A 12749-nucleotide genomic window follows, 5' to 3' on the forward strand; every position below is an offset into this window, starting at 1 on the left:
TATTTCCCGTGTTGTGATTGAAGAAATTAATGCCTAACGTGCATTTTTCCTTCCTGGTGCTTTATTCTCGAGGTACTTCAGCACCGGAGCTCGCCTGCTAAAAGAAAGCGGCGAGCATGTACTTGGTTATTTTTACCGATTAATGTTCTGTGAATTTATAAATTCGCTGACATTGGACACCTGTGCTGAAAAGCTCTTCTGGGTTGGTGGAAACTTTTCAAAGCTTTTAACGAACTCTGCTATTTGATTGCCAGCAGGTCCAAGGGTCCAGGAGCGATTTTCTGCCCACTCATCATAACCTCTTGCTTCAATGAACCGCTCGAATGGATCCAGTTTCAGATTAATAATATAAGGTGTGGTCATTTCCTGCTGGGAGGCGCGGAACCACTCTTCCTGATCGATGAACAAAAACTTCCAGTCTCCATAGCGCATGCCGTGGAAAGTTGTTTCTGTAAAATAATAAAACTCTTTTCGATTGGAAGGCCCCTGATTTAAGAGGATATCTGTTTGATCATAGCCATCAAGATGCGCTGTTTGCGATTCACCATCAACCTTCATTCCTGTTAGTAGTGACTCTTTGACGTTCTTATCACCAACTATAGACATTAACGTGGGTAGCCAATCCTCCATTGTTATAAACTCCCCGGTGTGCGTGCCGGCTGGAATGTTGCCGGGCCATTTAACAAGCATAGGAACCCGGAAGCCGCCCTCCCAGCCGCCAACACCTTTTTCGCCGTGAAATGGCTGATTGCCACCGTCTGGCCAGGAATTGGAAGCAGCACCATTGTCAGTAGAAAACATCACAATGGTATTGTCTGCTATCTTCAGCTCATCAAGCAGATCAAGCAACTCCCCAACGTCATCATCCAGCTCCATCATGCCGTCAGCATAGATACCATAACCGCTCTTGCCTTGATATTCCTCGTTCAGATTAGTGCGATAATGCATACGCGTAGTGTTATGCCATACAAAGAAGGGCGCATCTTTTTTGGCTGCTTCACGAATAAAACGCTTAGATTCCTCCAGAACATCCTGATCGAGATTACGCTGCACTTCCTGTCCAAAAGAACCTAGATCTTCTATTTGCTGCGTGCCATCAGGTAAGGCCTTAGAATGGATAATGCCGCGCATTTTCAGGTTAAGTTTTTCCTGTGCATCTTCTTCTTTTGGATAGTCGTATTGCTCTGAATATTCACCTGCATTGAGATGATAAAGAATGCCATAAAACTCATCAAAACCATGATTCGTTGGCAGGTGTTCGTCTCTATCGCCCAAGTGATTTTTGCCAAACTGGCCGGTGATGTAACCTTTGTCTTTAAGCATTTCCGCCAGTGTGGGAACATCCTCCTGTAAGCCTTGTTCAGCACCGGGCAGGCCCACAGTGCTCAGCCCGATTCGAATAGGATACTGCCCGGTCAAAAATGCTGCGCGCCCGGCGGTGCAAGAAGCCTGAGCATAATGGTCCATAAAAATCATGCCTTCCTGCGCAATGCTATCGATATTAGGTGTAGACCCGCCCATCATGCCACGGTGATAAGCACTAATATTCCACATGCCGACATCATCCCCCCAAATAACAAGAATATTGGGTTTGTTGTTATCTTGTGCGACAGAAATTGGAATTGTTAGGAGGGCAAAGAAAGAAATGAGAAAACTACGCAATAAAATACTTCCAAAGAGGCGATTCATAGGAAATCCTGACTAGGTTGAAAAAGTTTTTACAGCATGAGTATTTTAAAACCTAGTGTATAATTTTCGTTCAGGCAAATGATTATTTGCTTTTTAATGTAATGCCTGCGCTAAGCAGCCTGATGGTTATTAATGGAAGAATATTTTTTCTCACACAGGCAACGTTCACCAACTATTATGGCTCGAAACCGTCAAGGGTAGGTGTCAAATAAACAGGTGGGCAATTGGCAGAACTGGTGAAGAATGCGCGATTATTTTGTGTCGTGGCTTGAGTTAAATCGTTATCCGGCAATCTGCGCGTCGATTTTAAAATCTATTTCTCGAAATGAACTTCACTGTTACTCCCACTAGAAAACAATCAGCTTGTATAGCTTAATAAAAGAAAGTTCAACTGCGCTCGTTTCACGTAGGTAGAGCTCTACCGATAGGCCTTTCTCAAAACCATTTTATAGTCTCTTATATCGTCTTGTAGTGTTGATGTTCAACACGATTCTGCCAATCACCATCGTAGATACAAAAAGGGTTAGCTCCAAGCTAAGACAATCATCTCTATCACACCGTTTACAATAAAAACCGCCGACACGCCAATCATTAGCCCTGATACAAAAACGCGTCTTATGTCGCAACGTGAAAAATCGGCACTATCACATTTTTTCGTAAAAAGCACATCCTACTCCTTTTTGACCCGCTTCAAGAGAAGCGGGTATTTACCGGCAGTATTGGCCAATATTAAGGCCAATTGTGGTACAAATAAGAACCTGTAAGAGCCAGACTAGTACCGATGAAAAGAGCTGCACCGAAAGGGGCAAGCACCGCTCCTGCAGCGTAAAGCCCGACTCCAGCACCGACGAACCCCATCTGCGCTCCAATTTGAGTTGACTGGCTAATTCCCCCATTAACTGCTGCCATCTCATCGCTATTCAAAACAATGACTGAAGAGCCATTTTTGTTATCCTCTGAAGTATGATTAGTCTCGCTATAATCCTTCAGCATAGAAAGTCCTTTTCGTTTAATTTAAAAACACCAAAAATGTATTGCTTTGTTGATGATATCTTAATTGCGTATCATCAGGATTAACCTTCGTATAAGAAGCGGTTTCAGCACACCTGTATTCACGAACAGATTATATGACTCAATATGCCCTTGTCTGTTCTAAGGTGTGCCCCGAAAACACCATCAATGTCTTGTGTTCCATTCTGCAGTTCAACAGTTACAAGGAAGAAACCGAGGGTTCACAGAAGCAGACTAGTACTATTTAGTTTTCAACGCACGATTAACAATATGATTTTTTGGAAAAGGCGTACTTGCCACCAACCTGATATCGCCCAAAATCGAATGATTCATCCCCTTCCTCATTTTTTAGCACAACTACGATACCTGCCGCATAGAAATGAGATGTTGAGGTGTAGTACAGAGTAAGAGGAAAAGCTCCTTGCCCATTAGCTTGTGCAATCAATCTGTAACTGTTTTCGTTTAAAGATATTTAAAGCGGCAATTGTGGTGAGGCATTTACTCCCTTACAGTCAACCAGATTCAAGTGACAAAGAAATAGGCCTATTGTTGAAGGCCGGAATATCTTAAGGAAGATCTAAATAATCTTCTTGCGCAATTGTTTACGCTCACCTTGCTGTTTCTTGGCCTTAATTCGCTTTTCCTTGGCACCTTTACTGACTTTAGTTGGCTTTCGCGTCTTTTTCACCACCAGCGCCTGTGCAATCCACGCGACCAGACGCTCCTGCGCATCAAAGCGGTTTTGCTCCTGCGTACGATAGTTCTGCGCCTTCAGCACAAAAACACCGTCAGTATTAATCCTACTGTCGGGCTTACTCAGTAATTTTTCTTTAACGTGGTCCGGCAGCGAAGATGCTGCAATATCAAATCGTAGATGAATCGCAGAATTCACTTTGTTTACATTCTGACCTCCAGCACCCTGTGCGCGGATTGCGGTCATCTCTACTTCACTTTCATCGATTTGTATCGACGAAGAAATGTTTATCATACGTTGTCTTATACTCTTACTTATTAATAAAAAAGGTACCATTTTGCTCTTTTGGTAATGGCGACTTAGCCTCTACGTACGAGCATACCTACCGTATCAGATGCATCTGCTACACATTATTACCAGTCTCTTTTTTACATCACACCTAAGCACCCGTATTATCTGACGGTTAGGTAAAAATACGTATCCACATGGTGCAAACGAACGTATATTATCATTGATTCGTATTTTCTTTTCCCACGGAGTGGGAAGTCTTTGTTCCAGCACGGTTTCAGGGGGCACACATGGTTGATATGACGAAAGTACCGGAATGTGAGTTATCCCGCCGCCTCGGTGGTGATAGTACCCTTGTCAGAAAGCTGCTTTGTCGCTTTTCAGCCAATTTACCTATTCTGATTGTACGCCTGTCTCTGGCTATCAAAAGTAATGACGCATCGCGCGCCAAATCGCAAATAACAATGCTCGAAGAGGTCGCCAAGTCTATCGGTGCTGCTGATTTAGAAGATCAGTTATCTATGCTCAGAGTACAGCTGGCAGATTTGCCGGCAGAGAACCCGGGGCTATTGCAAACAGATGTTGAAACCATTGCGGTAAACTTTCGTCAGCACCTTGAAAAGCGTTTTGCGATTACCCCGGAAGACCGGCCTGACTCTACAGTTCTGTAAGACAATTCCACTGTCTCACAGGCTCAACGATGCTATACTAACGACCAATTTTCCGTTTAATTTTTCTATTTGCAGCAGAGCCTGAAAAGGTCTTTTGCTGACAAGCTTCTGAGTACCGCATTGATATTATGATTACTAAGACTATCGCGAATGAACTGGCGGTCAATCCCGCCCAGGTTGAAGCTGCTGTCTCATTACTGGACAGTGGTGCCACAGTACCTTTTATTGCCCGCTACCGTAAAGAAGCCACACAAGGACTGGACGATACCCAGTTACGCAATCTTGAGCAGCGTCTCACTTACTTGCGCGAGCTGGATGAACGCCGAAATGTCATTTTAAAATCCATTGATGAGCAGGGTAAACTGACAGAAGAACTCAAGCAGCAAATCACCGGCGCAGACAGCAAAACCACGCTGGAAGATCTTTATCTACCGTACAAACCACGTCGTCGTACCAAAGGCCAGATAGCTATTGAAGCAGGCCTTCTTCCCCTTGCCGACCAATTGTTTGAGGATCCCTCAAAGTCACCCGAGCAGGCAGCTGAGCCTTTCGTTGCTCCGGATAAAGGCGTTGCCGATGTCAAATCCGCACTGGAAGGGGCGCGTTATATTCTGATGGAACGCTTTGCCGAAGATGCAGCGTTGTTAGGTAAAATTCGTGGTTACCTTACTGACCATGCCTTTATTGATAGCACCGTAGTGAAAGGCAAAGAAAACGATGCGCAAAAATATAAAGATTATTTTTCACATTCAGAGAAACTGAAAAATGTACCTTCTCACCGGGCGTTGGCCATGTTTCGCGGGCGTAATGAAGGGGTTCTGCAGATACAGCTTAATGCTGACCCTAAAAATGAAGATCCCAAAGCGCCCTCGCACTGTGAGCATATAATTGCCGAGCATTACAACATCGCTAATCGGGGTCGTCCGGCTGACGCATTTATGCAGCAGGTTGTGCAGTGGACCTGGAAAATAAAAATTGGCCTGCACATGGAAACAGAACTCTTCAGCGCGTTGCGCGATCGTGCTGAAGAAGAGGCGATTACAGTATTTGCTAAAAACCTGAACGATTTGCTGATGGCAGCTCCTGCTGGCGCGAAAACCACAATGGGTCTGGATCCGGGTCTTCGTACCGGGGTTAAAGTTGCGATTGTTGATAGCACGGGCAAAGTGGTTGCCACGAATACCATTTTTCCTCACGCACCACAAAACCTGTGGGATAAAGCCGCCCGCACGCTAGCCACATTGTGCAAACAACATAAAGTTCAGCTTATCAGTATTGGTAATGGCACCGGCTCTCGTGAAACCGACAAACTGGTGGCAGAGATGCTGAAAGCTAACTCTGATATCAATGCACAGAAAATTATGGTTAGTGAAGCTGGCGCTTCTGTTTATTCGGCATCAGAGCTGGCGTCTAAAGAGCTGCCGGGCATGGATGTTTCCCTCAGAGGCGCGGTATCCATTGCCCGCCGGCTGCAGGACCCGCTGGCAGAGCTGGTAAAAATTGAGCCTAAGGCGATTGGTGTAGGTCAGTATCAGCACGATGTCAGCCAAAGCCAGTTAGGTAAATCACTGGACCGGGTTATCGAAGACTGTGTTAACGCCGTTGGCGTTGATTTGAATACTGCCTCACCTGCATTGTTAAGCTATGTTTCAGGTCTCAATAAAACACTTGCGCAGAATATAGTGCAATTCCGTGACACTAACGGCGCCTTTGACAATCGTAAGGCTCTGTTAAACGTTGAGCGTCTGGGCCCTAAAGCCTTCGAACAAGCGGCAGGATTCCTTCGAATCTATCAGGGTAACAACGCGCTGGATCAGTCAGCGGTGCACCCTGAATCTTATACCGTTGTCGATGCTATCGTGGCAAAAACCGATGTGGCAGTGAATGATCTTATTGGCAACACAGCGTTGCTCAAAGCGCTGTCACCAGAAGAATTTACCAGTGACGAATTCGGTCTGCCCACCGTCAAAGACATTTTGAAAGAGCTGGATAAGCCGGGCCGTGATCCTCGGCCTGAGTTTAAAACAGCCTCATTTAAAGAGGGCGTAGAAACCATCAGCGACCTCAAGCCGGGTATGATACTGGAAGGCGTAGTGAGTAACGTGGCTAATTTTGGCGCATTTGTTGATGTTGGCGTGCATCAGGATGGGCTTGTCCATATCTCAGCGCTGACTGATAAGTTTATCTCCGATCCTCGCGATGTAGTAAAGGCGGGCGATATCGTTAAAGTAAAAGTGATGGAAGTAGACACGGCGCGTAAACGAATCTCGTTTTCTATGCGACTTGATGATACTCCCGGTGCACCGGCTAAGGGTAACAACCCGGGCTCAAGAGGGAAGGGTGCTGCGAATAAGTCTGGTGGCAAAAAACAGCGGGCAGAAAAGTCGTCTCAGCCGGGAAATCTGGCCATGGGTAATGCTTTCGCCGATGCGTTTGCTAAGGCAAAGCAAAAGTAAAACAAGCTTTTAGGCGCTGGCCTGAAAGCCGGCGCTTTTAGGTGTGTATGCCTGATGATAAACGTGTTGAATGCGGTCAATGCGCGATGCCAGCGGATTTAGCTCAGAAGCATTTTGCGTATCTGACTGTTCTGATGCCTGTTCGCTTTTCGCACGATTAATGGCCTGCGTTGCCTCGCTGGCCACCTTTAAGTCCTGCGCCGAAGGCTCTGCCGGAGCTAACGCCGCTTTTCTGACCTGCTCCATTTTCTGGATAGTTTTAGCCGGAGTAGCAGCTTCACTGACATCTATGCTCACTTCTCCGTCAGTCACATAACGTTTGTTATCGGGCCCGGTTGTATATTCATAGCTAGGCGCCGACGCATATTGTCCCCCGGCGGCGCGATGCGCTTCTTCATGAGTCTGAACTTCTCTGTCGCGCTTTTCCAGCGCTTCAATCTCTTTTGCCTGCGCTTGCTGTTTTTGCTCAGCTTGCTCACGACCTGCACTCTCCTACTGCCCCGCATCAGACTGGTCTGCACTTGTTGATGAGTCAGCTACAGAGGGTTCGGCGGTGGTCGGCCGTTCATAGGTTGCAGTATTACTGTTGCCTGCTGTCTGCCTGGCGCGGTCAGATTCTGCGCCCAAACCTTGTCCACCCGAGCCTTTATCCGATTCGGCTGATTGTGGGATGGTCTCACGCATCACATTATCACGCCGTGCAGCCTCAGTATTGATATTACTGGTGGGGGTAGCTAACACAGACAGCGTAGGGGTAGTGATATTCATAATCAGGCCAGTGTGTCGATGAGATAGCCCACGGTGTCATCAGATACGCGAAGTACAGTGGCTGATGCCTGGTGATAGGTGGTATTAGTCTGAAGCGAAATAAGGTTTTCGGTAATGTTTGCGACCGGTTTATTGCTATTGTTAGCAATCGCACCCGACGCCTGGGTTACATTGTCGGATGCTTGCTGCATGCCTGCACGCGCGTTACTGATAGCCGACATTGCGCCAGCATTGATTCCGTTTATCACTGCTTTGCCTACCTATCTTATCCTCAACCCCATCTATGATTAATTATTAAACATTTTCTATAAAAAGTAAAAAAGTACTAGTTTTGGACCCGCGTCGCCATAAAGCGTTGAATGATACCGGCAGTTTGCTGCGGATGAGAAATGAAAGGGGCATGAGATGCTTTTGAGAGTACGACTGCATCGGACTGAGGCTGCAGCTGACAAATGTTATCAATTGCCGTTTTAGGCACCAGGCTATCCAGTCTGCCGAAGATGCGTAAAGTAGGTTGTCGTATCTGACCAATCACTGGGCGAAGATCCTCATCAGACAAAAGCTGCAAAGCCGCAGCCAGCGCATCCGGTGAAGGATCAGGATATGTAGTCACACTGCTCTTTATCTTCTTAACATCCTGGCGCGCTGTTTCACTGCCCATAGCCTGAATCGATAAAAAGCGGTCTAACGTCTTCTGGAAGTTTTCACCCAATTCCTTTTGAAACTGACTCAGTATTGCCGGATCGATACCCGGCCAACCGTTTGCCGATACGAACCTGGGCGATGATGCAATGGTGATCAAACCGGTCACTTTGTCGGGGGCGCTTAATGCCAGTTGCTGAGCGACCAGTCCCCCCAGAGACCACCCTGCCACTACACAATTATCAGGCAGTGCCGGCCTAATCATTTCAGCCAGACTGGCTACCGAGTATTTATCAGGAACAACGTTACGATTATTACCAAAGCCGGGTAAATCGACCACGGTGACGGTAAACTCTTCAGACAGTAAAGGTGAAAATTCGGTAAATACCCCGCTGTTCATGCCCCAGCCATGTAAAAAAACCAGATCTTTTCCTGTGCCATGTGAACGGGTGACCAGACCATTGTTTTGAGTACTATGTTGCATTAGTTGTCCTTTTTCAGCCCCAGCGAATATCGGCGCATTACGGTGATTGTGCGAAAGACTATGAATCTGCTTAACTATTCCTGCTTACTTTGCCGGCAGTACAGTTGTCAAAAGATATGTGAACACTGCAAAAACGATACCCGCTTTTTCTCGCAGAAAAATGAGACGAACCTCTTGTTAAGTCCGGCCATTGCCCGGCACATCAGACATACGCATTATACGGCACTGTTCGCCTGTGGATATTATGAGTGGCCATTTGACCGGATGATAAGAGCACTGAAATTTTCCCATGACCTGCGCTACAGCAGCGAACTGGCAAAGTGGTTCTACACGCATTGTTGCGAAAACGCCACATCTCTGCCTCAGGTATTACTGCCGGTGCCTTTACCGGCTAACCGGTACTGGTCAAGACAGTTTAATCAGGCCGGAGAGTTAAGCCGCCAGATAAGCCGGCTCAGTGGCATACCCACATACGCTCCCTGGGCAATGCGCCGCGGTGGAAAAGCCCAGCATACCCAGAACCGGGCCCAGCGCCTGATAAACCTGCGCCATGCATTTGATATACAGGCGCTTCCCCCAGTCGAGCGAGTCGCTATCGTGGATGATGTTATTACTACCGGGTGTACGGCAGACGCGCTCGCCACCCTTATACATCAACAGGCGCCCCGTATGCAGATACAACTATGGACTATTGCCGTTACACCTGCACCGGGAAAACGCTTATCTATTTAAGATGCACCGACTGATAAATAGCGTTACTCATCAGTTTGTCCGTGCCGCGCCAGTAGCCTCTGAAGTGAATATCATCGACAAAGCCTATCACGACACCCTGACCAAGCTCATCCGCCACAACAGCAGCAGTCTGGCCAATCATTTTGGTCAGTTGCGGTGCACTGTAACCGGCCATAAGTGGCGATTTGGCATACGTGGCCGGGGTAGTAAATGGGGAGTTATCCGTTTCTACAATCATGTTTGTTGTTTTAAACATGGGCAGCTGTGACTGGTCGTAGCCGAAAAAGACTGGGTGGGTCGGATCGATATTTGTTTTATACACCGAACCTGCAATCAGCTTTTTCGCATACCGGGCACCTCGATCGGCGAAGTTTAGACCCTCAGTAGGAAATGCTTCATCAATCTTTTCCTTTTCCATGATACTAAGCGGTAACCATTCCTGCTCTGCAAATAAACGCAGTGCAGTACGCACTCCTATCAGTGTGCCGCCACCTTTTACCCACTGACGAACTGATCTTCGTGCCTTCTTATTTAAAGACTTATAATTTCCGCTGGCGAAAATTATATGGGTATAGTCATTCAAATTGATGCCGGCCAGGCGGTGGTCTTCTACCAATGTAGCAGCAATACCAACACGCGTATCCAGGTAGTGCCATATTTCGCCCACCTCATATTCGCTTGACGCACGTCCTCCAACTAACAGAACCGATGGTGCATCCACAGGCATCATTGAACGGCTGCCTAAATCTATTCCGGCCGTGGTGTGCCCTGAGCCTATTGCATAAACCGGCACTTCCAAATCTGTCTGAATACCGCTTAACAGTGTTTGCAGCGTCTCCGGCTGCTCCAGGCCAGTGGGGATAATTACCGTTCCGGCTGCAAAGTCATGGCTTTTTTGGTCTGACAAAGAGGCCGTGAATGATTCGGCGGCAGAGCGCACTTTTACACCCGCCTCAAGCAAGCGTTGCAGTGCCGCCGGCGTATAGTAATGCTGCCAGTCCAGTGCATAGGCATAAGCATCATCAGCTACCGGTGTAAGATCTTGTTGCTGTGGCGCTTTACCGGCTTCCACCTGTCCGGCTTTGCGTTTTGTCACAGGCGCATAATCTACATTAAACGCCAGTGGCAGATTCCAGTTAGACACATCGTAAAACGTGTTGTCTGCAAAATCGGTTCGGGTTGAAAACAACGATTTAACCAGGCGATATGCTTGTTGGTCTACAGGCACATAAATACTGTTGCCCGCCTTAAAACGGGATTTATTGATTTTGATGTCTTCGGCCAGCCACGAATACGCAATTTTGTGCTGATCTAACAAGCTGATGAGTGCATCAAACCGGCCATGGTCATCAGGTCTTGCCATCACATAACCGGCAGTATCATCGTCACTGATGAGCTTTTGCGTATTTTGCGCAAACTCACGCTGGTAATTGAGGATCGCGGGTTTGTTTGCCAGTGCGCCTTTAAATGTGCTCAGCGACGTTGTGACCTGGTTAGCGATAGTATCTGCAAAGGTCAGCTCACCATTAATGGTGTCCTGCACGTGACCGCGGCTACTCGCCTGCTCAAACAAAATCCCAATACTGCCTAGCGAATCCGGATAGGAAGAGCCCTTGCCATAATAAAAGTCATCAAAGCCTTCTTCTGAAAAATATAGCTGGCCTTGCTTATCAAACGCTTCTATATGAAATTCTGCCAGCGCTTCTGTCAGGCGAACATTGCCCTCCGGCGTGTTGGGGTTTTTCCGGCTGGGTACCCCTGGCTGGAAAAAGTAAGAGCTGTTAGAGCCCATCTCGTGAAAGTCTGTGAGTACATGCGGACGCCAGCGCTGCATTTGCGTTATGCGGGCGCGGGATTCTGGATGCGTCAGCAGCAGCCAGTCACGATTCAAGTCAAACCAGTAATGGTTAGTCCGGCCTGATGGCCAGCCTTCTTCGTGCTCCCGGTGTTCAGGATCTGCGACCAGTTGCTTACCTTTGTGCATATTGGCCCACTGGGCAAAGCGTGACAGACCATCGGGGTTGAAAGACGGGTCTAACAGTACAATATTGTCTTTCAACAACGCGTCAACAGTGTCGCCCTGACCTGCAGTCAGGTAATAAGCTATTAGCATTGAAGCATTTGCACCTGAGGGCTCATTACCGTGAATACTGTAGCCCATGTACAAAATAAGAGGCGCACCCTTACTGTCCGCCTGACCTTTGTCCAGGTTACTTAAGTGCTGCTGACGCAGTGTATCTATATTTTTATGGTTAGACGGTGCGGTAATAGTCAGCAATACCAAAGGTCGGTTTTCATGGGTACGACCGGTTTCAGTAAGCGTCACCCGGTCCGATTTTTGGGCCAGCAGGCGCATGTAACCAACCAGTTGATCGTGGCGAACGTGCCACGTACCGACATTGGCTCCCAGATAGGACTCAGGGGTGGGAATACTTGAGTTGTATTGGGTATTTTCGGGCAAATAGCCGGCGGCGGGTCTGCCCTGGCCGTCGTCTGCCGAAATTTTGTCAATGACTGCATTTGCTGAGCTGCACACCAGCAGCGCAAACATTGCTAATGTTGTTTTAAGCGCCGTGTTACTTAGTAACGCAAATACTTTTTGCATAAATAAATTCCGTTATTGAGTCGTCGTAAGGCGAATGACCTGATAGGTAAAATGCATCAATACTTGACTGTTTTACTCAGGTAAATTTGTTATTATGTGGTCCAAATACGTTACAACGCAGGACTTGCTCATGATCACTATATCAGAAGAAGCACAGGCACATTTTGCAAAATTGCTGGAAAAACAAGAATCCGGGACGAATATTCGGGTCTTCGTTATCAATCCAGGAACGTCTGCTGCTGAGTGTGGCGTGTCCTATTGCCCGCCCAATGCAGTAGAAGACAGTGACCACAAATTTGAATTCAACGGCTTCAACGCAGTAGTGGACGATGAGAGCGCCCCCTACCTGGAAGAAGCTGAGATTGACTATGTTACTGACCAGATGGGCTCACAGTTAACGCTGAAAGCGCCTAATGCTAAAGCCAGAAAAGTGGCTGACGATGCGCCATTAGTAGAACGGGTTAATTACATGATTGAATCAGAAATTAACCCACAACTGGCCAGTCATGGTGGACAGGTTGTATTGACCGAAATTACCGAAGAAGGCTTTGCAGTGCTGCAATTCGGCGGCGGCTGTAATGGTTGCGCCATGGTTGACGTTACGCTTAAGGAAGGCATTGAGAAACAAATGCTTGAGGAGTTTGCGGGTGAACTTAAGGGCGTTAAAGATGCCACTGAACATCAGGCCGGTGAGCACTCTTACTACTAG

At 47.3% G+C, this 12749-nt stretch carries 11 protein-coding genes and 1 pseudogene; 4 read left to right on the plus strand and 8 right to left on the minus strand.

All coding sequences use genetic code 11. The features are described 5' to 3' along the window. Positions 1-132 precede the first annotated feature (132 nt). From FBQ74_RS16710 to arfB, 3 genes are all read right to left on the minus strand, one after another. On the minus strand, positions 133-1689 hold the full coding sequence (locus FBQ74_RS16710; RefSeq protein ID WP_139757746.1) for an arylsulfatase: 1557 nt from the start codon (positions 1687-1689) through the stop codon (positions 133-135). A 729-nt stretch (positions 1690-2418) separates the two neighbouring features. Continuing rightward, positions 2419-2682 carry a hypothetical protein gene (locus FBQ74_RS16715; protein WP_139757747.1) on the minus strand — a complete coding sequence of 88 codons (264 nt, stop codon included), beginning with the start codon at positions 2680-2682 and terminating at the stop codon, positions 2419-2421. 595 nt (positions 2683-3277) lie between these two features. Further along, positions 3278-3688, minus strand: a complete 411-nt coding sequence (gene arfB, locus FBQ74_RS16720) for an alternative ribosome rescue aminoacyl-tRNA hydrolase ArfB (protein ID WP_139757748.1) — start codon at positions 3686-3688, stop codon at positions 3278-3280. A gap of 284 nt (positions 3689-3972) precedes the next feature. Here arfB and FBQ74_RS16725 point away from each other — a divergent pair, with 284 nt between their 5' ends. Beyond that, positions 3973-4353 carry a hypothetical protein gene (locus tag FBQ74_RS16725; protein ID WP_139757749.1) on the plus strand — a complete coding sequence of 127 codons (381 nt, stop codon included), beginning with the start codon at positions 3973-3975 and terminating at the stop codon, positions 4351-4353. A gap of 128 nt (positions 4354-4481) precedes the next feature. After that, on the plus strand, positions 4482-6809 hold the full coding sequence (locus FBQ74_RS16730) for a Tex family protein (protein ID WP_139757750.1): 2328 nt from the start codon (positions 4482-4484) through the stop codon (positions 6807-6809). A 9-nt stretch (positions 6810-6818) separates the two neighbouring features. Here FBQ74_RS16730 and FBQ74_RS19170 read toward each other — a convergent pair. From FBQ74_RS19170 to bioH, 4 genes and pseudogenes are all read right to left on the minus strand, one after another. Next, a pseudogene (locus FBQ74_RS19170) lies at positions 6819-7271 on the minus strand (putative metalloprotease CJM1_0395 family protein); the annotation flags it as partial. 30 nt (positions 7272-7301) lie between these two features. Beyond that, entirely contained in the window at positions 7302-7577 is a 276-nt protein-coding gene (locus tag FBQ74_RS19175; RefSeq protein WP_232371943.1) for a hypothetical protein, read from the minus strand. 2 nt (positions 7578-7579) lie between these two features. Further along, positions 7580-7825, minus strand: a complete 246-nt coding sequence (locus FBQ74_RS16740; RefSeq protein WP_139757751.1) for a hypothetical protein — start codon at positions 7823-7825, stop codon at positions 7580-7582. Positions 7826-7902: 77 nt separating this feature from the next. Next, on the minus strand, positions 7903-8703 hold the full coding sequence (bioH, locus tag FBQ74_RS16745; RefSeq protein ID WP_139757752.1) for a pimeloyl-ACP methyl ester esterase BioH: 801 nt from the start codon (positions 8701-8703) through the stop codon (positions 7903-7905). 174 nt (positions 8704-8877) lie between these two features. On the opposite strand from bioH, the gene FBQ74_RS16750 reads away from it, so the two are divergent. Beyond that, positions 8878-9435, plus strand: coding sequence for a ComF family protein (locus FBQ74_RS16750; protein WP_205912270.1), 558 nt, complete (start codon positions 8878-8880; stop codon positions 9433-9435). Here FBQ74_RS16750 and FBQ74_RS16755 read toward each other — a convergent pair. Next, positions 9428-12040, minus strand: a complete 2613-nt coding sequence (locus tag FBQ74_RS16755) for a M14 metallopeptidase family protein (RefSeq protein WP_139757754.1) — start codon at positions 12038-12040, stop codon at positions 9428-9430. The two genes, FBQ74_RS16750 and FBQ74_RS16755, sit on opposite strands and share 8 nt — an antisense overlap. Before the next feature lie 130 nt (positions 12041-12170). Between FBQ74_RS16755 and nfuA the strand changes: the two genes are divergently transcribed. Continuing rightward, entirely contained in the window at positions 12171-12749 is a 579-nt protein-coding gene (gene nfuA / locus FBQ74_RS16760) for a Fe-S biogenesis protein NfuA (RefSeq protein ID WP_139757755.1), read from the plus strand.

This window comes from Salinimonas iocasae (assembly GCF_006228385.1).
GTDB lineage: Bacteria > Pseudomonadota > Gammaproteobacteria > Enterobacterales > Alteromonadaceae > Alteromonas > Alteromonas iocasae.